The organism is Streptomyces sp. NPDC015032, from assembly GCF_043080425.1.
In the GTDB taxonomy this organism is placed as follows: domain Bacteria; phylum Actinomycetota; class Actinomycetes; order Streptomycetales; family Streptomycetaceae; genus Streptomyces.
Map to the genome: position 1 here is coordinate 574,123 of NZ_JBIBVN010000002.1, position 17,648 is coordinate 591,770.

At 72.3% G+C, this 17,648-nt stretch carries 16 protein-coding genes and 2 pseudogenes; 17 read left to right on the forward strand and 1 reads right to left on the reverse strand.

Features of this window, described 5'->3' with window-relative positions; all coding sequences use genetic code 11:
• Positions 1-85: 85 nt before the first annotated feature.
• Entirely contained in the window at positions 86-1,681 is a 1,596-nt protein-coding gene (locus ACF08M_RS05470) for an FAD-dependent monooxygenase (protein ID WP_392183902.1), read from the reverse strand.
• Between the two features lie 245 nt (positions 1,682-1,926).
• Between ACF08M_RS05470 and ACF08M_RS05475 the strand changes: the two genes are divergently transcribed.
• From ACF08M_RS05475 to ACF08M_RS05555, 17 genes and pseudogenes are all read left to right on the forward strand, one after another.
• Positions 1,927-2,376 (forward strand): anthrone oxygenase family protein, encoded by a 450-nt coding sequence (locus ACF08M_RS05475; protein WP_392183903.1) that lies wholly within the window; start codon positions 1,927-1,929, stop codon positions 2,374-2,376.
• Positions 2,373-2,942, forward strand: a complete 570-nt coding sequence (locus ACF08M_RS05480; RefSeq protein ID WP_392183904.1) for a hypothetical protein — start codon at positions 2,373-2,375, stop codon at positions 2,940-2,942. Before ACF08M_RS05475 ends, ACF08M_RS05480 begins: the two co-directional genes overlap by 4 nt.
• Entirely contained in the window at positions 2,939-4,819 is a 1,881-nt protein-coding gene (asnB, locus tag ACF08M_RS05485) for an asparagine synthase (glutamine-hydrolyzing) (protein WP_392183905.1), read from the forward strand. Before ACF08M_RS05480 ends, asnB begins: the two co-directional genes overlap by 4 nt.
• Positions 4,820-5,044: 225 nt before the next feature.
• On the forward strand, positions 5,045-6,997 hold the full coding sequence (locus ACF08M_RS05490; protein WP_392183906.1) for a BTAD domain-containing putative transcriptional regulator: 1,953 nt from the start codon (positions 5,045-5,047) through the stop codon (positions 6,995-6,997).
• Between the two features lie 348 nt (positions 6,998-7,345).
• Positions 7,346-7,717 (forward strand): TcmI family type II polyketide cyclase, encoded by a 372-nt coding sequence (locus ACF08M_RS05495; protein WP_392183907.1) that lies wholly within the window; start codon positions 7,346-7,348, stop codon positions 7,715-7,717.
• A complete protein-coding gene (locus ACF08M_RS05500; RefSeq protein WP_392183908.1) occupies positions 7,714-8,145 on the forward strand; it encodes a cupin domain-containing protein in 432 nt (143 codons plus the stop codon). Before ACF08M_RS05495 ends, ACF08M_RS05500 begins: the two co-directional genes overlap by 4 nt.
• Positions 8,142-9,422 carry a beta-ketoacyl-[acyl-carrier-protein] synthase family protein gene (locus ACF08M_RS05505; RefSeq protein WP_392183909.1) on the forward strand — a complete coding sequence of 427 codons (1,281 nt, stop codon included), beginning with the start codon at positions 8,142-8,144 and terminating at the stop codon, positions 9,420-9,422. Before ACF08M_RS05500 ends, ACF08M_RS05505 begins: the two co-directional genes overlap by 4 nt.
• Positions 9,419-10,786, forward strand: a complete 1,368-nt coding sequence (locus ACF08M_RS05510) for a ketosynthase chain-length factor (RefSeq protein ID WP_392183910.1) — start codon at positions 9,419-9,421, stop codon at positions 10,784-10,786. The genes ACF08M_RS05505 and ACF08M_RS05510 overlap by 4 nt, the downstream gene beginning before the upstream one ends.
• A 38-nt stretch (positions 10,787-10,824) precedes the next feature.
• Positions 10,825-11,088: an acyl carrier protein gene (locus tag ACF08M_RS05515; RefSeq protein ID WP_392183911.1), complete on the forward strand. Its 264-nt coding sequence runs from the start codon at positions 10,825-10,827 to the stop codon at positions 11,086-11,088.
• A pseudogene (locus tag ACF08M_RS05520) lies at positions 11,088-11,543 on the forward strand (SRPBCC family protein); the annotation flags it as partial. The gene ACF08M_RS05515 and the pseudogene ACF08M_RS05520, both read left to right, overlap by 1 nt.
• A 24-nt stretch (positions 11,544-11,567) precedes the next feature.
• Positions 11,568-12,284, forward strand: a pseudogene (locus ACF08M_RS05525) (SDR family NAD(P)-dependent oxidoreductase); the annotation flags it as partial.
• Between the two features lie 29 nt (positions 12,285-12,313).
• Complete coding sequence (locus ACF08M_RS05530) at positions 12,314-13,063, forward strand: SDR family NAD(P)-dependent oxidoreductase (protein WP_392183912.1); 750 nt, start codon at positions 12,314-12,316, stop codon at positions 13,061-13,063.
• A 1-nt stretch (position 13,064) separates the two neighbouring features.
• Positions 13,065-13,391: an antibiotic biosynthesis monooxygenase family protein gene (locus tag ACF08M_RS05535; RefSeq protein ID WP_392183913.1), complete on the forward strand. Its 327-nt coding sequence runs from the start codon at positions 13,065-13,067 to the stop codon at positions 13,389-13,391.
• The gene (locus ACF08M_RS05540) at positions 13,388-13,732 is read left to right on the forward strand and encodes an antibiotic biosynthesis monooxygenase family protein (RefSeq protein WP_392183914.1); all 345 of its coding nucleotides are present in this window, start codon (positions 13,388-13,390) and stop codon (positions 13,730-13,732) included. Before ACF08M_RS05535 ends, ACF08M_RS05540 begins: the two co-directional genes overlap by 4 nt.
• A 2-nt stretch (positions 13,733-13,734) precedes the next feature.
• On the forward strand, positions 13,735-14,994 hold the full coding sequence (locus tag ACF08M_RS05545) for a cytochrome P450 (protein WP_392183915.1): 1,260 nt from the start codon (positions 13,735-13,737) through the stop codon (positions 14,992-14,994).
• A 38-nt stretch (positions 14,995-15,032) separates the two neighbouring features.
• Positions 15,033-15,857: an SAM-dependent methyltransferase gene (locus tag ACF08M_RS05550; protein WP_392183916.1), complete on the forward strand. Its 825-nt coding sequence runs from the start codon at positions 15,033-15,035 to the stop codon at positions 15,855-15,857.
• Between the two features lie 6 nt (positions 15,858-15,863).
• Complete coding sequence (locus ACF08M_RS05555; protein WP_392183917.1) at positions 15,864-17,354, forward strand: peptide MFS transporter; 1,491 nt, start codon at positions 15,864-15,866, stop codon at positions 17,352-17,354.
• The last annotated feature ends 294 nt before the right edge of the window (positions 17,355-17,648 follow it).

A 17,648-nucleotide genomic window follows, 5' to 3' on the forward strand; every position in this document is an offset into this window, starting at 1 on the left:
CCCTGAGAGAGCGATCCGCGCGCATCGAACGGCCGCGGTGCTCCGTCCTGGAGCGCCGCGGCCGTGGTGTGGGCGAGGGCGGAACCTACGACAGGCCCTGGGGGGCCGTGCGGTGCAGCACCGTGTCCAGGATCGTCATCAGGGACTTGGCGGGGTTCTCCGGCAGGTCGGTGCCGCGCCAGGCGATGAAGCCGTCCGGGCGGAGCAGAACCGCGCCGGTGTCCTGGACGCCGTGGCGGGCGAGGAAGCGCTCGACGACCTCGGGGAGTTCCTCCGTGCCGACGCGGTGGAAGGACAGGCCGAGCGTTGCCGCCGGCTCCTGCCAGGCGGTGCCGTTCGGGCCGGCGAGAAGCCAGAAGTCGCCGTCGAGGAGGTCGTGGAGGGGGATCTCCTTGCCCTGGCGGACCAGGGGGAGGTGGGGAGCGCGGGTGCCGGGGCGGCCGCTGGGAGTGGCCGGGTCCTCGACCACGCCGGTGCCGTCGTCGCCGGCCTCGCCGATGACGGCGTCCGATCGGTACACGTGGCCGAACAGCACCGTGGTCTCGGGACGGTGCCGGGCCGCGGCCGCCTCGTCGAGGCCGCTGCGCTGGAGGTAGCGGATGACGCCCTGGTCGACGGTGAACTCCGCGACCGGCGCCCGCTCCTGCTCGTAGGTGTCCAGCAGACCGGGACCCGCCTCTCCGCGCAGCACCCGCGCGAGCTTCCAGGCCAGGTTGTGCGCGTCCTGGATCCCCATGTTGCCGCCGAACCCTCCGGTGGGCGGCATCACATGCGCACAGTCACCGGCCAGCAGCACCCGCCCGGAGCGGAAGCGGTCCGCCACCCAGGCGGCGATCTCCCAGCTCGTCGCCGACTCCACCGCAACCGGCAGATCGGGCACCCCCACAGCGGCCCGCACCAGCTCCACGCAGTCCTCGGTGCCGTAGGCGCTGTGGTCGGCCCCGGGCGGCAGGCTCGGCGCGAGCACCCAGCGGTCGGAGTCCGCGCCGCCGAGCTTGCCGAGTACGCCCTTGACGGTCGGGTTGCTGACGAAGCAGAGGAAGAAGGTGCGCCCTGCCACGTACGGGTCGAGGTCGGCGTGGAAGACGATGTTCATCTGCCGGCCGAACGCGCCCGGCCCGTGCCGGCCGATGCCGAGCGAGGTACGAATCGGCGCCCGTGAGCCGTCGGCCGCGACCAGGTACCGCGCCCGCACGGTCTGCTCGGAGCCGTCGCCCAGGTCGCGCAGGACGGCCGTGACGCCGTCCGCGTCCTGGGTGAATCCCGTCATCTCGGTGGCGAACCGGATGTCCGCGCCGAGTTCCTCGGCCCGCTCCCGCAGCACCGGTTCGAGACGGTCCTGTCCGATCAGGGTCCAGCCGGTGGTGCCCACGTCGTTCGGGTCGTGGCGGAACGGGCCGTCGAATCGCCCGAGTTCGGCCCCGGTGAGCGACTCGGCCTGGAGGATGTCGCCGTACTGGGCGTGCGGGTTCTCCCGCGCCCGTACCGCGTCCTCCAGGCCGAGCGCGCGGAGCAGCTCCATGGTCCGCGGGCTCGCGGCCTGCGCCCGGGGGTGCGCGGAGATCTCCGCATGCCGCTCCACCAGCAGTGGCCGGATGCCCTGCCGGGCGAGGAACAGGGCCTGGGCGAGGCCCACCATGCTGCCGCCCACGATGAGTACTTCGGTCGTCTCGTCCGCCATACCGGCTCCTCGAAGGTGTGGGAATGCGTTGGGTTTCGGCGGGCCGATGCAACACCCGGGACCTCGAACCGGGCTCGCGGCGCGGGCGAACGGAACGGGTGCGGAGGGGGCACGCTCCCAGGCGGATTCGAGTGCCGTCCGAGGTACGGCTGACAGGTTCGAGCCGATGGCAGGCCCTGAAGAGGACCGGAACAGGCTGAGCACAGGCCCTGGGGACGTGCAAGGATCGAAGGAGGGCGGAAGCGGTGGTGGAGGCTTTGAGTGTGCTGGTGCTGACGGGCACCGGCCTGGTGGCGGGGGTGCTCTTCGCGGTCGCGGTGAGCGTGATGCCCGCGCTGATCGCGATGACACCGGAGCGGTACGTGTCCACGCACATCCTGCTCGGCAGGCGCTACGACCGGATCATGCCGTTCATCGTCACCGGCTCCACGGCCGTGGACGTGGGGCTCGCGATCCGGGCCTCGGGCGGTCCCCGGGCGCTGTTCGCGGTCGCCGCCCTGTGCATGGCCGGGGTGGCCGTGGTGTCGCAGACCCGGAACGTGCCGATCAACCGGGTGGTCAAGCGGACCCGGCCCGAGGACCTGGGCCCCAGCTGGTGGGATCCCCGTCCGGCCTGGCGCGGCTGGCATCTGGCGCGCACCTGCCTCGCGATCGCGGGATGCGCGCTGACGGCCGCCGCGGTGGTGGTGTCGTGAGCCCCGTCGTCGTACGCGATCTACCGAACGGCGAGGAGCGGGCCGCGGCCGACGCCCGGATGCGGGAGCTGCTGTCCGCGCCCGCGCCCGGTCCGATGGCCGAGCGGCTCGCGCTGCTGCACTTCACGGGGCGGCACAGCGGACGGCCGTACACCGTGCCCGCCGGGGTGCACACCCTCGGCGGCGCGCTGGTGGTGGCGACCGGCAGCGGCTGGCGGCACAACTTCGCGGGCGGCTCGACGGGCGAGCTGACCTGGCGAGGGCAGCGGCGGCCGGTGCGGTTCTCGCTGGTTGACGACGCGGAGCGCACCGCGCACGGCTATCTGGAGTTGTACCGCCGCTACGGGGAGGCGGCCCTGCGTCGGCTCGGCATCGCGGTACGCGGCGAAGGGGCTCCGGGGCTCGACGAGTTCCGGGCGGCCGTGACCCGGCACGGGCTGTCGCTTGTCGAGCTCACCCACCTCCCGGCCGAGAACAGCGCCCCCGCAACGGACGCCTCCACACCAGACGCATCCACTTCGGATGCCCCCACTTCACACGCAGCGAACGAGAGGACCCCACGATGAGCGGAATCGCCGGCTGGGTGGACTTCGAGCGGGACCTGACACCGGAGGCGCCCACCGTACGGGCGATGGCGGCGGCGCTCGCGCACCGCGGCCCCGACGGCTTCGGCGAGTGGATCGAGGGGCACGCCGCGCTGGCCCACCGGCGGCTCGCCCTGCTCGCCCCGGGGCACCCCGAGCATGTGGCGCAGCCTGCCGTGGTGGAGTCGGAGGCCGGGAGCCCGGTGGCCGTGCTGACCTTGGACGGGGCTGTCACCAACCACACCGAGCTGCGCTGTGAACTGGCAGCCAAGGGGCACCGGTTCACCGGCGGCGGCGACGCGGAGGTAGCACTGCACGCCTACCTGGAGTGGGGGGCCGCGTTCCCCGAGCGGCTGGAGGGCCTGTTCGCCCTGGCCGTATGGGACGTACGACGGCAGGAACTGCTGCTGGTGCGCGACCGGCTGGGGGTGAAGCCGCTGTGCTACTTCCTGTCCCCGTCCGGGGTGGTCTTCGCCTCCGAGCCCAAGGCGCTGCTGGCCCACCCGGCGCTGCGGCCGGTGGTCGACGGCGACGGGCTTCGGGAGCTGTTCGCGCACAGCCGCATGCCCGGTACCGGGGTCTTCCGGGGCACGCGTGAAGTGCTGCCCGGCCACACGATGACCGTGCGCGCCCCGGGTACGGGTCACCGGCGGTACTGGTCGCTGCCCGCCCGGCCGCACACCGACGGCCTGGACACCACCGTCGCCACCGTGCGCCGGCTGCTGTCGGAGGCGGTGGCTACGCATCTGCGCGCGGACGTGCCGGTCGGCGCGATGCTCTCCGGCGGGATCGACTCCAGCGCGCTGACCGCGCTCGCGGCCCGGGAGCGGCCGGCGGCCGGGGGCGGGCTGCGGTCGTTCTCGGTGAACTTCTCCGGCTACGCGGAGAACTTCGAGCCGCACCCGACCATGCGCGCCACTCCGGACGCGCCCTACGCGGCCCTCGCCGCCGAGCACATCGGGACCGAGCACACCGAGATCCTGCTGGACACGGCGGCGCTCGCCGACCCGAAGACGCACGCCGCCGCCCTGCGCAGCCAGGACGCGCCCTCCCCGCTCGGTGACATGGACGTCTCGCTGCTGCTGTTCTTCCAGGCCCTGCGCGGCGCCGGGATCACCACCGTGCTCTCCGGGGAGACTGCCGACGAGGTGTTCAACGGCTACTTCTGGGCGTACGACCCGGACCACAGCAACTCCACGACCTTCCCGTGGGTCTCCTTCGAACGCGGGCACGACGCCGCCGCGGGCGGTCTCGGCTGCTCGCTGGTGGACCGCACCCTCCGCAAGGAGCTGGACTTCATGGAGTACGCCGACCAGCACTACCGCGACGCGCTGACCGAGGTCCCGCACGTGGCCGGGGAGGGCCCCGCCGAGCGCAGGGCGCGCGAGGTCACCTATCTGGCGCTGACCCGGTGGGCTCCGACCCATCTGGACCGGGCCGACCGGATGAGCATGGCCCACGGGGTGCAGCTGCGCCCGCCGTTCTGCGACCGGGCGCTGGTGGAGTACGTGTACAACGTGCCGGCCGAGTTGAAGCGGGTGAACGGCCAGGAGAAGAGCCTGCTGCGGGCCGCCGTCGCCGATCTGCTGCCGGATCGGGTGCTCAACCGGCCCAAGAGCGCCTATCCGACCGTCCAGGAGGCGGCGTACGGCGAGTTCGTGCGCAGCCGCTTCGGGGACGTGGCCGCGGACCGGGCGGCCCCGGTCGCGCCGCTGCTGGACGCCGAGGCGACCCGGGCGGCGCTGGGCGCGGCGGCGGCTCCGAGCGGCGCCTTCGCGTGGGTGGAGCGGGCCGGCATGGAGATGGTGCTCCAGCTCAACACCTGGCTGGCGGAGTACCGGGTCGAGCTGGCTCTGTGAGGGGTGCCGGACGCCACACTCCGGAAGGAAATGTGTATCTTGTCATCCATGTGCGCGGAGTAATAGGACGCCGAGGCAGGGAACAAAAAAACGACTTTCGGAGAAAAGGGGGATTCTTTCCGTCCTATCCATGCACGAGATGTTCCGCGCAAAAATGAGTGACGCAGGAAGGTGAACAACCGATGGCCGCCACTTGACACAGGCGGCGCACTCAGGGGGAATGCAGTGATAGAGATCGGCCTGCTGGGCTCCATGCAAGTACGTAGGAACGGAGAGGACGTCACACCGTCGGCTCCCAAACTGCGTCAGGTGCTTGCCCTGCTGGTGCTCAATGCCAACTCACTGGTCAGCGTGGACCAGCTGTGCGAGGAGCTGTGGGAGGACCGTCCGCCGCTCAGCGCGCTGACCACGTTGCAAACCTACATTTATCAACTGCGCCGCAGACTGCTGCTGGCCACCGGACAGCACGGCGCGCCTTTCGGAACCCGTCCACCGCACGGCTGCCCCGCACTCCTGACCAGGGTGGGCGGTTACGAACTGCGCCTGGACAACAAGCAGTCAGTGGACGCCTACCGGTTCGACCAGCTCACCGAACAGGGCATGGCACAACTCCGCGGCGGCGACTGGGACGAGGCCGCCCGCACCCTGAAGAACGCCCTTTCCCTGTGGCAGGGCGGAGCCCTCGTCGATATCAGCGCCGGACGCCGGCTGTCGGCCTGGTCGACCCAGTTGGAGGAACGCCGTAAGAGCGTCCAAGAGCAACGTTTCTCCTTGGAGCTCGAACTCGGCCGCCACCACGCCGTGCTGGACGAGCTGTCCGAGGCCTTCCGCGCCCACCCCACACACGAGGCGTTCGCCGGACAGCTGATGCGGGCCCTGCACCGCTGCGGACGCCGGCCCGACGCCCTCAACGCCTTCCGCACCCTGCGCAGCCATCTCGTCGAGGAACTCGGCCTGGAACCCTCCGCGCAGCTCCAGCGGCTCCACCAGGAGGTGCTCGCCGACCGCGGCCACCTCAGGGGACCGGCCGCCACGGCCAAAGCGGACACCGCCCCCGGCGGGCGCTGGCTCGCGCCCGGACCGGCCCAGCTCCCCGCCGACGTCGGTGACTTAGTCGGACGGGAACGCGAACTCGACCAGCTGGAGACCTTCTTCGGCGCGGACCGGGCCAGCACCGGCATGCGGGTCGTGGAGGTCCACGGCCCGCCCGGCGTCGGCAAGAGTGCCTTCGCCGTACGCGCCGCGCACCGGCTGCGCCCGCGCTTCCCCGGCGGACAGCTCTTCATCGACCTGTCCGCCGTCGGCGAGGGCTCCCAGCAGCTCACCGACGTATTGTCGGCCTGTCTCACCGCCTGTGGCATCCAGCGCGAGAAGCAGCCCGGCGGGCTCGACGAACTGAGCCGGCTCTTCCGCACCTGGACCGCGGACCGCCGGGTGCTGGTCGTGGTCGACGACGTGCTCACCGCCTCCCAGGTCCGTGCCGTCCTGCCGGGCGGCTCCGGCTGCGCGGTGATCGCCACCAACCGCTACCGGGCGCACAGCCTCTCCACCAGCCGCAAGATCGTGCTTCCCGCCCTGTCCCCCGAGCTGTCCCTCCAGCTCTACGACCGGGTCGCCGGGGAACGCTCCCGGCAGGAGGACCCCGCCGCCGTGCAGGAGCTCATGGAGCAGTGCGAGGGACTGCCCCTGGCGATCAGAGCGGTAGCGGGCCGGCTCACCGCGCGGCCCGGCTGGTCGGCGGCCCGGCTGGCGCTGCGGCTGCGCGGCAACCACCGGATGCTGCTCGAACTGCCCGCCGGGACCCAGTCGTTGATGACTACGGTGGCCGCCAGCCATCGGCATCTGCCCGCCCCCTCCCAGGAGCTGCTGCGCCTGCTGCTCCAGCGTGAGCGGCCCCGATGGAGCCTTGACGAGGTGGTGGCACGGCTGCGCCCCGGCATCGGTGACGCCGAGACGCTCCTCGAGTACCTCGTCGACGTCCATCTCGTCCAGGAACACCTGACCGCGGACGCCGAGCTCCTGTACTCCGTGCCCTGGCTCACCCGGCAGGCCCTGATCCTGCTCCTGCGGGGCGCGCCTGCGAGTGACGTACCGAACGGCCGGACGGGCACCGCGGGCGTCGGCGGCCGCACCGGCGCCCGCGTGACGCTGATGAAGACGGCGGGCGTCCGCCGATAGAGCCAAACATGCCGGTAGAACCGGCAACGCCGGGTGGGACGACCTCCCCGACGGCCCGCCGCACCCCAGGTGCGGCGGGCCGTCGTGTTGTGCCGGCTGCTCTTCGCGTCGGCCCGTCGCGCTGCGTCCGTCGTTCCTCGCGCCGGCCCGTGTCGCGCTGTGCCCGGCCGCCTCCGCCCCGAGTCGCTGCACTCTGCCCGCCCCTCCCCCACCGAGCCGTCGTACCGCCCCCGCCCGGCCTGGCTGGGCCCCCGCACCGGGGCCGTCAGTGGTTCTCCAGGCGCCCTCGAGGGCGTCTCGACCCCCGCCGACCAGGGTGAACACAGACCGACAAGCCAGGAGGACATCGTGCACCGAACGCTGATCGTGGCGAGGATGGACCTCGCCGACGCCGAGGGCGTCGCGCAGGTCTTCGCCGATTCGGACAGTACCGAACTGCCGCATCTGGTGGGGGTGTCGAGGCGGACGCTGTTCGCGTTCCACAACCTGTACTTCCATCTGGTGGAGGCCGACCAGGACATCGCGCCGAACCTGTACAAGGCGCGCAGCCACCCGCTCTACGAGGAGATCAACACCCGGCTCGGCCAGTTCATCTCGCCCTACGACCCCGACTGGCGCGAGCCCAAGGACGCCATGGCCGTCCCCTTCTACTCCTGGACGCCTCAGCAGGGCCCGCGGACCAGCGCCCCGCGCTCGGCGAACCTGGGCGGTGCCCGATGAGCGCCCCAGCCACCACCAGGGTCTCCGCGAACGAGGTCGCCGCCAACACCAAGCGCGGCGGCGACATCCGCGTCACTCTCAGCCCCAAAACCGTGGGCTGCACCTCCGGCTTCGGCGGAGTGCTGCGACTGGCCCCCGGCCACCACGTCACCGAGCACTACCACCCGTACTCGGAGGAGTTCCTGCATGTGATCCAGGGTCGCCTGGAGATGACGCTGGACGGCGGCGCCCCGGTCGAACTCGGCCCCGGCGACTCGTTGCTGGTGCCCATTGGGGTGAGCCACCGCCTGGTCAACACCGGTTCCGTACCGGCCGAGGCGGTCTTCCACCTCTCCCCGCTCGCACCGCGCCCCGAACTGGGCCACGTCGACACAGAGCAGCCGCTCAACGCGTCCGCGGGCAACCCCGATGTGGGAGCGGCCCGATGACAGCGTCGCACCGCCGCGCGGTGATCACCGGGGTGGGCGCCGTCGCGCCCGGCGGGATCGGGCGGGACGCCTACTGGGACCTGCTCACCGCCGGCCGCACCGCCACCCGCCGCATCAGCCTGTTCGACCCGGCCGGGTTCCGCTCCCAGGTCGCCGCCGAGTGCGACTTCGACCCGCTCGCCGCCGGACTCACCCCCCAGGAGACCCGCCGGATGGACCGGGCCGGCCAGTTCGCGGTCGTCGCCGCCCGCGAGGCTGTCGCGGACAGCGGCGTCGAACTGCCCGGCGCCGACCCGGAACGGGTCGCCGTGAGCATCGGCAGCGCCGTCGGCTGCACCATGGCCCTGGAGGAGGAGTACGCGGTCCTCTCCGACGGCGGCCGCGACTGGCTGGTCGACCACAGCTACGGCGTTCCCCACCTGTACGGCTACATGGTGCCCAGCACCCTCGCCGTCGAGGTGGCCCGGCAGGCCGGCGCCGAGGGGCCGGTCGCGCTGATATCCACCGGCTGCACCTCGGGCCTGGACGCCATCGGACACGGTGTCCAGCTGATCGAGGAGGGCACGGCCGATATCGTGCTCGCCGGCGCCACCGACGCCCCGCTGTCGCCGATCACCTCTGCCTGCTTCGACGCCATCAAGGCCACCACCGCCAACAACGACGACCCCGAACACGCCTCCCGGCCCTTCGACGGACGGCGCGACGGATTCGTCCTGGGCGAGGGCTCCGCCGTCATGGTGATCGAGGAGCTGGAGTCGGCCAGGCGCCGCGGCGCCACCGTCTACGCCGAGATCCTCGGCTTCGCCGGCCGCAGCAACGCCTTCCACATGACCGGCCTCAAGCCCGACGGCCGGGAGATGGCTGAGGCCGTCCGGGTCGCCCTGGGCCGGGCGCGGCTCGACGCCGGCGACATCGACTACATCAACGCGCACGGCTCGGGCACCAAGCAGAACGACCGGCACGAGACCGCCGCGTTCAAGCACAGTCTCGGACAGCGGGCCCACGAGGTGCCCGTCAGCTCCATCAAGTCAATGATCGGGCACTCGCTCGGCGCCATCGGCTCCCTGGAGATCGCCGCCTGCGCTCTGGCCCTGCGCCACCAGGTCGTACCACCGACGGCCAACCTGTCCACGCCCGACCCCGAATGCGACCTCGACTATGTGCCGGTGACGGCCCGCGAGCACCGCATGGACCGGGTGCTCAGTGTGGGCAGCGGCTTCGGCGGCTTCCAGACGGCGATGGTCCTGGGCCGGCCCACCCTCGGGGAGGCGGCATGAGCGCCTCCGGCATACGTCCCGGCCACCGCGGCCGGTCCGTGGTCACCGGGCTCGGCGTGGTCGCGCCCACCGGGATCGGCGCCGCCCGGCACTGGGAGTCGGTGCTCGCGGGCAAGAGCGGCCTCAGCCGGATCACCCGCTTCGACCCGACCGGCTACCCCGTCCGGGTCGCCGGTGAGGTGCCGGGATTCCGGGCCGGTGAGCAAGTACCCGGGCGGCTCGTCCCGCAGACCGACCGCTTCACCCACATCGCGCTGGCCGCCGCCGAGGACGCCCTCGCGGACGCCGCCGCCGACCCGGCGACCCTGCCGGAGTACGAGATGGCGGTGGTGACCGCCAGTTCCTCGGGCGGCACCGAGTTCGGCCAGCACGAGATGGAGAACCTCTACCAGAAGGGCTCCTCCTGGGTCGGCGCCTACCAGTCCATCGCCTGGTTCTACGCCGCCACCACCGGCCAGGTCTCCATCCGGCACGGCATGCGCGGCCCCTGCGGGGTCATCTGCGGCGAACAGGCCGGCGGCCTCGACGCCCTCGGCCAGTCCCGGCGGCTGCTGGACACCGGCTCCCGGCTCGTGCTCAGCGGCGGGACCGACGCCTCGCTGTGCCCGTACGGCCTGGTGGCGCAGATGTCCACCGGACGGCTGTCCACCGAGGACGACCCCGCCCGCGCCTACCTGCCCTTCGACGCGGCCGCCTCCGGCTTCGTCCCGGGTGAGGGCGGCGCCATCCTCGTCGTCGAGACCGCCGACTCGGCCCGCTCCCGAGGAGTCCCGTCGTACGGCGAACTCCTCGGCTACGCGGCCGGCTTCGACCCCACGGCCGACAGCACCACCCGGAACCCCTCGGCGGACAGCGCGTCGTCGGCGGACGGCACCACGCGGCCCGCATCGCCGACCGCCGCCACCCGCTCCTCAGCGCCGGACGGCACCACCACCCGGCCCCCCGTCCTCGTCTCCGTGATCCGCCGCGCCCTCGCCGACGCCAGGCTCGCCCCCGCGGACGTCGACGTCGTCTTCGCCGACGCCTCCGGCACGCCCGCGGACGACCTCGCCGAGGCCCGCGCCATCACCGGGGTCTTCGGCCCCGGCGGCGTACCGGTGACCGCGCCGAAGACCCTCACCGGACGCCTGTACGCGGGCGGCGCCGCGCTGGACGTGGCGACCGCGCTGCTCGCCCTGAGCGCCGGTGTCGTCCCGCACACCGCGGGTCTCGGCCGAACGGCCCTCGGCTGCGAGATCGACCTCGTCCTCGACCGCCCCCGCCATACCGACCCGCGTACCGCCCTGGTCCTGGCCCGCGGCCACGGCGGCTTCACCTCCGCACTGCTCGTCGGCGCCAGCGACCGCGACGCCCTCAAGAAGTGACCGACGCACCACTCACCACGTACGAAAGGCGGCTCCCCATGACGGAGTTCACCCTCGACGACATCCGGCGGATCCTGCGCGCGAGCGCCGGCGTCGACGAGCAGACCGACCTGGACGGCGAGCACTTCGCCGACACCGCGTTCGTCGACCTCGGCTACGACTCCCTGGCCCTGCTGGAACTCGTCAACCGCATCGAGCGCGAGTACGGCATCCAGATCCCCGACGGCGACCTGGCGCACACCCAGACCCCGCGCGAGGCCCTCTCCTATGTCCACACCCGGCTCACGGAGGCCCACGCCTGATGGCAGGACACACTGACAACGCGATCGTCGTCGAGGCACCGATGGACCTGGTGTGGACGATGACGAACGACGTGGCCGCCTGGCCGCGGCTGTTCAACGAATACGCCTCCGCCGAGATCCTCGGCCAGGACGGCAACACCGTCACCTTCCGCCTCGCTCTGCACCCGGACGAGAACGGCACGGTCTGGAGCTGGGTCTCCGAGCGCACCCCCGACCCGGCCACCCGCACCGTCGTGGCCCGCCGAGTCGAGACCGGCCCCTTCGCGTACATGAAGATCCGCTGGGAGTACGAGGAGGTGCCCGGCGGCGTACGGATGCGCTGGATCCAGGACTTCGCGATGAAGCCCGACGCCCCGATCGACGACGCCGGGATGACCGCCCGGCTCAACGGCAACACCGCCGTCCAGATGCGGCTGATCAAGGCCAAGGTGGAGACCGCGGCCCGGGCCGGCCGGCAACTCCAGGGCAAGCGCGTCCTGGTGACCGGCGGCAGCCGCGGTATCGGGCGGGGCATCGTCCTCGCGGCGGCCCGGGCCGGCGCCGACGTCGTAACCTGCTATCGCACCCCCGGCACGGCCGTCGCCACCCTGGAGGAGGAGCTGGCCGGCGCCCCGGGCAAGCACCAGGTGCTGCGAGCCGACGCCGCCGACGAGACGGACGTGGACCGGCTGGCCGCCGCGTGCGAGGCGAGCCTCGGCGGACTGGACGCCGTCGTCAACAACGCCGCCACCTTCCGTCCGCAGCCGTACGCCGACCTCGGACCCGCCGAGTGGGCCGCCACCCTCCAGGGCGGCCTCACCGCCACCCACCTGGTCACTCAGCGCACCCTGCCGCTGCTCTCCGCCGGCTCCTCGGTGGTCAACATCGGCTCCACGGTCGCCTTCATCGGCATGGTCGGCGGCGTCCACTACACCGCCGTCAAGTCCGCGCTGGTCGGCATGACCCGTTCGCTGGCCCGCGAGCTCGGATCGCGCGGCATCCGCGTCAACACGGTCTCGCCCGGCCGTATCGCCACCGAGGCGCTCGACGAACTGCCCGCCGAGGAGGCCGAGCAGCAGCGCGCCACCTTCGCCTCCTTCACCGCGCTCGGCCGACTCGGCACCGTTGACGACATCGCCCAGGCCGTGCTGTTCCTCGTCAGCGACCACGCCGGCTACGTCACCGGCCAGAACATCCACGTCGACGGCTGCGTCTGAGCCGCGGCCCCACCATGGAGGGAATCCCAGTGGAACTCGCACTGCACGGCAGGAAACTGCTCGTCACCGGCGGCACCCGCGGCATCGGCCGGGGCATCGTCCTCGCCGCGGCCCGGGCCGGCGCCGACGTCCTCACCTGCTACCGGCAGGAGAGCGAGGCCGTCGACAGCCTGACCGCCGCGCTGAAGGAGACGGCCGGCGACCACCATCTGATCCGCTCGGACGTCGGCGACACCGCCGAGGTCGACCGCCTCGTCGGCGAGGCCAAGGACCGCTTCGGGCGGCTCGACGGCGTCGTCAACAACGCGGGCGTGATCAGCCACATCCCGTTCGCCGACCTGCCCGCCGACGAATGGGCACGGATCCTCGACACCAACCTCACCGCCGCCTATCGGATCATCCAGCAGGCGCTGCCGCTGCTCGGCGCGGGCTCCTCGGTGGTCAACATCGGCTCGCGCGGAGCCGCCGCGGGCATACCGCTGCGCGCCCACTACACCGCCGCCAAGGCCGCCATGATCGGGCTGACCCGCTCCCTCGCCAAGGAACTCGGCCCGCAGGGCATCCGGGTCAACGTGGTCGCCCCCGGCGTCATCGAGACCGAGGCCTTCGCCACCATGCCCGCCGACCGCGCCGACGGACTGCGGGCCACGTACTCCCGCAAGACCGCGCTCGCACGCCTCGGCACCGTCGAGGAACTCGCGGGCCCGGTGCTGTTCCTGCTCTCCGACGCCGCCGCGTACATCACCGGCGAGACCCTCAACGTCGACGGGGGGATCTGACATGCCCGAGCCCGCCGAGAAGGTCTTTCGGGTCATGCTGCGGATGCAGATCAAGCCCGGCATGGAGAACGACTTCGAGAAGGTGTGGCTTGAGGTCGGCGACTCGGTCACCACCCACCCCGCCAACCTCGGCCAGTGGCTGTCCCGCAGCACCGAAGAGGACGGCGTCTACTACATCGTCAGCGACTGGACGAACGAGCCGCTGTTCCGCGAGTTCGAGACCAGCGACCGGCATCTGGAACACCGCCAGAAGCTGCACCCGTACCGCAGCGGCGGCTCCATGACGACCATGCATGTGGTCGCCGCCCTGCCCGGCGCCGCATCGTGACCGGTGGCGCCATCGAGGTGGTGCTCTACCACCTGAGTGACGACCCGGACCGGGTGCTGCCCGCGTACCACGAGGCCAGCCGCCGGATGACGGGTACCGCCGGCCTGCTCGGCAACAAGCTGCTGCACGCCGTCGGTGATCCGCGCTCCTATGTCGTGGTCAGCCGCTGGTCGGACTGGGAGGCGTTCACCGCCTGGGAGAGCGGCCCCGCCCACAAGAACCAGACCGCCCCGCTGCGACCGCTGCGCGACACCGGCCGGGACCGGCCCTTCGAGATCTACCGGGAGCTCGCCAGCTACGCGGGGGACCGGGCCACCGCCGATGTCACGGAAGGAGTCTGAGAATGTCACGCACCAACGCCCGGCAGACCGCCCCGCCGATCGACCTGTTCACCCCCGCCTTCCACCAGAACCCGCACGAGGCGCTGGCCGAGCTGCGGCGCACCGCGCCAGCCGTGCCCGTGACGACACCGAACGGCCTGCGCACCTGGCTGGTCACCGGATACGAGCACGCCCGGGCGCTGCTCGCCGACCCCCGGCTGAGCAAGGACATGCGGGTCGGCCGGGACCTCATCCCACGGAACTTCGCCGATCCCGACAAACAGCGGGAGTTCCTCGCGGAGTCGGGCGAGCGCAGCCAGTTCCCGCACGTCCTCAGCGTGCACATGCTGGACAGCGACCCGCCGGACCACACCCGGCTGCGCCGGCTCGTCGGCCGGGCCTTCACCGCGCGCCGGATCGAGTCCCTGCGGCCGCGCATCATCGAGCTCACCGACGAACTGCTGGACGCCGTGGCCCGGCACGAGCGGCTGGACCTCATGGAGGCGCTGGCCTTCCCGGTGCCGTTCACGGTCATCTGCTGGCTGCTCGGTGTGCCCCCGGACGACCGGGCCGCCTTCCGCCGCTGGTCCAACCTGCTCGTCTCCGGCGCGGGCACCGACGAGGTGCGCGAGGCCGGCGCGTCGATGATCGCTTACCTGAAGGCGCTGATCGAGGCCAAGCGGGCCGAACCGGCCGACGACATGCTCACCGACCTGGTGCGCGCCCGGGACGACGGCGACCAGTTGTCGTCCGACGAGCTGATCTCCATGGCGTTCCTGCTGCTGGTGGCCGGCCACGAGACCACGGTCAACCTCATCGGCAACGGCACCCTGGCCCTGCTGACCCACCCCGGGGTGGGTCAGCAGCTCGCGGCGGACGAGTCGCTGTGGCCCGCGGCCGTCGAGGAGTTCCTCCGCCACGACGGTCCGGTCACCAACGCCACTTGGCGGTTCACCACCGAGCCCGTCGAGGTCGGCTCCGTGGTCATCCCCGAAGGCGAGTTCGTGACCATCTCGCTCGGCGCCGCCGGCCGGGACCCGGCCCGCTACCCCGACCCGGACCGCCTGGACATCACCCGCGCCCACACCGCCTCGGTCGCCTTCGGCCACGGCATCCACCACTGCCTGGGCGCCCCGCTCGCCCGGCTGGAGGGACAGATCGTCCTCAGCCGCCTCCTCGCGCGCTTTCCCGGGCTGCGGCTCGCCGTGGACGCGGACCAACTGCGCTGGCGCAGCAGCCTGATGATGCGCGGCCTCGAAGAGCTCCCGGTGTTCACGGCGTGACCGCCGATCCCGCCCAGCCCCTACTGGAGGAGACACTCGTGGAACGTCACGACACCGAACCGGAACGCCCCGCCTGGGCCCCGCCGGAGGTCGACATCAACACCCCGAGCATCGCCCGGGTCTACGACCACTGGATCGGCGGCACCCACAACTTCCCGGTGGACCGGGAACTCGCCCGCAAAGTCGCGGCCGGCAACCCCGACCTCCCCGCCACCCTCAAGGCCAACCGAGCCTTCCTGCGCCGCGCGGTACGCGAGCTGTCCGCGCTCGGCATACGGCAGTTCCTCGACATCGGCTCCGGCATCCCGGCCGAGGGCAACGTGCACGACGTGGCCCTCGCCGCCCACCCGGACAGCAAGATCGTCTACGTCGACATCGACCCGGTGGCCGTCGCGCACGGTCGGGCGCTGCTCGCCGACGAACCCCGAGCGGCCGTCTTCCAGGGCGACCTGTACAAGTCCCAGGAGATCCTGGACGCGGGGGGCACCCGCCGGCTGATCGACTTCGACCGGCCGGTCGCGCTGATCCTCGCCGCCGTGCTGCACTTCGTCCCGGACAGCGACGATCCGCTCGCCCTGGTGCGCCGGTACACCGAGCGGCTGGCACCCGGCAGTGCCCTGGTGATCTCGCACGCCGGCGCGGAGGAGGTGCCGAGGGCGGCGCCGGAGGCGGCCGAGCAGTACCGGGGTGCCGTGAGCCAGGTGATCTGGCGCGACACCCAGGAACTCGCCGCGCTGTTCGAGGACTTGGAGCTGGTGGAACCCGGCGTGGTCCGTGCCCCGCTGTGGCGTCCCGAACCGGCCGAGACTCCCGACCCGGGGCTCGCGATGCTGGCCGGGGTCGCGCTCAAACCGGGCGGGTGACCTCCGGTGGACACGTCCCTCACCCCCTCGGACGCATCGCCGACGACCGCATCCGCCGCAGCGGTACGGGCGGGGAACGGCCGCCGGCCCGGCTTCGGCACCCTGCTCGCGGTCGACCTGTGGGAGCGGTTCAGCTTCTTCGGCATGGCGGCGATCCTGGTCCTCTACCTGACCGCTGCTGAGGCTCGCGGCGGCATGGGCATGGCGCCGCAGTCGGCCACCGCGATCTTCGCGGCGTACATGTCGCTCACCTTCATGGCAGGTCTGCCGGGCGGCTGGCTCGCCGACCGGGTGCTGGGCGCGCGCCGGGCCGTGCTGCTCGGCGGTGTGCTCATCACCTGTGGCCACGCGGTGCTCGCGGTTCCGGTCACGGGCACGCTCTATGCCGGGCTGCTGCTGGTCGTCGCGGGTACCGGCCTGGTCAAGCCGGCCATGGCGGCCATGGTCGCGGGGGTCAGCGGGGACGGGGAGGGCCGCCGCGAGGCGGCCTTCTCGCTCTTCTACATGTGCATCCAGATCAGTGCGCTCATCGCCCCGGTCGTCACTGGGCTGCTGGCGGAGCGCGTCGCCTGGCACCTCGGCTTCGCGTTGGCCGCCTTCGGCATGACGGCGGGGCTGATCCAGTTCGCCCTCGGCCTGCGCCGGTACGGCGACGTGGGCGCGCGTCCGCCCCGCCCGCTGCCGGGCCCCGAGGCCGCCGCGATGCTCCGGCGCGCCGCCTGGGCCACGGGGGCGGTGGGAGCGCTCCTGGTGGTGCCGGCAGCGTACGGACTGCTGCCTCTTCCCGCGGTGCTCGCCGTCCTTGGCCTGACCACGATCACCCTCCCGTTCTGGTACCTGCGTTCACTGCGCCGGGCCCACACACGGGAAGCGGGCCACCAGCGTCGGCTCACCGGATTCACCGCGCTGATGGCCGCGTCCGCCGCGTTCTGGATGATCTTCGCGCAGAGCGGCTCGGTGCTCAGCCTCTTCGCCGAGCGGCACACCGACCGGGACCTGCTCGGCTTCGAGGTCCCCGCCAGTTGGTTCCAGTCCGTGCACCCGCTCTTCGTCCTGCTGGTCGCCCCGCTCTTCGCTCGGCTCTGGCTGCGTGCCGGGCCCCACGTCGACGTTCCCGTCAAGTTCGCGGGCGCACTGATCGCAGCCGGTCTCAGCTTTCTGCTGATGGCCGTCGCGGCCCGGCTCGCCGAGCACGGCCCGGTCGGCCCGCAGTGGTTACTGCTGGTGTACCTGCTCTACTCCTGCGGCGAGATCGCGCTCGCTCCGGCTGGTCTGGCGCTGGCCGCCGCGGTCGCACCGCCCGGCAGCACAAGCCGTCTGCTCGCGGTGAACGGCATGTTCGGTGCCGTGGGTGTAGTGGTGGGAGGCCAGCTGTTCCGGCTGACCGCCGTACTGTCGCCGACGGCCTACTTCCTGCTGCTCGGTTCCTTCGTACTGGCGGTCGGCACAGCGGTCGCCCTCGGCACTCCGCGGCTGCGCCGCCTGCTCACGCCGTAGCGGGGCCGGTTGGTCAGCCGCAGCCGCATGCCGCTGCGGTGGCCAGTCCGGTGCGGCATCCCTCCCCGCCGGGGTCGGGGTGGGTGCTCTTGCCGAGCGTGTCGGCGCCGGCCTTGACCACGTACACCTCCCAGGGCTCCCGGCTCCGGCCCGTGGATCCACACTTTGTCCTGGCGGGCGTAGCAGCAGGAGGGGTCGTTCTCCTCGAAGGCAGCGAGGCCTGCGTCCTTGAGCCGGGTGGTGACGGCGTCGACCTGGTCGGTGGAGTCGACCTCGACGCCGAGGCGGTCCGGA

Bases quoted from the DNA above. Each gene is read 5' to 3' on its own strand.
- ACF08M_RS05470 (WP_392183902.1), bottom strand. From the start codon at position 1,681: ATGGCGGACGAGACGACCGAAGTACTCATCGTGGGCGGCAGCATGGTG.
- asnB (WP_392183905.1), top strand. From the start codon at position 2,939: ATGAGCGGAATCGCCGGCTGGGTGGACTTCGAGCGGGACCTGACACCG.
- ACF08M_RS05500 (WP_392183908.1), top strand. From the start codon at position 7,714: ATGAGCGCCCCAGCCACCACCAGGGTCTCCGCGAACGAGGTCGCCGCC.
- ACF08M_RS05505 (WP_392183909.1), top strand. From the start codon at position 8,142: ATGACAGCGTCGCACCGCCGCGCGGTGATCACCGGGGTGGGCGCCGTC.
- ACF08M_RS05510 (WP_392183910.1), top strand. From the start codon at position 9,419: ATGAGCGCCTCCGGCATACGTCCCGGCCACCGCGGCCGGTCCGTGGTC.
- ACF08M_RS05515 (WP_392183911.1), top strand. From the start codon at position 10,825: ATGACGGAGTTCACCCTCGACGACATCCGGCGGATCCTGCGCGCGAGC.
- ACF08M_RS05535 (WP_392183913.1), top strand. From the start codon at position 13,065: ATGCCCGAGCCCGCCGAGAAGGTCTTTCGGGTCATGCTGCGGATGCAG.
- ACF08M_RS05545 (WP_392183915.1), top strand. From the start codon at position 13,735: ATGTCACGCACCAACGCCCGGCAGACCGCCCCGCCGATCGACCTGTTC.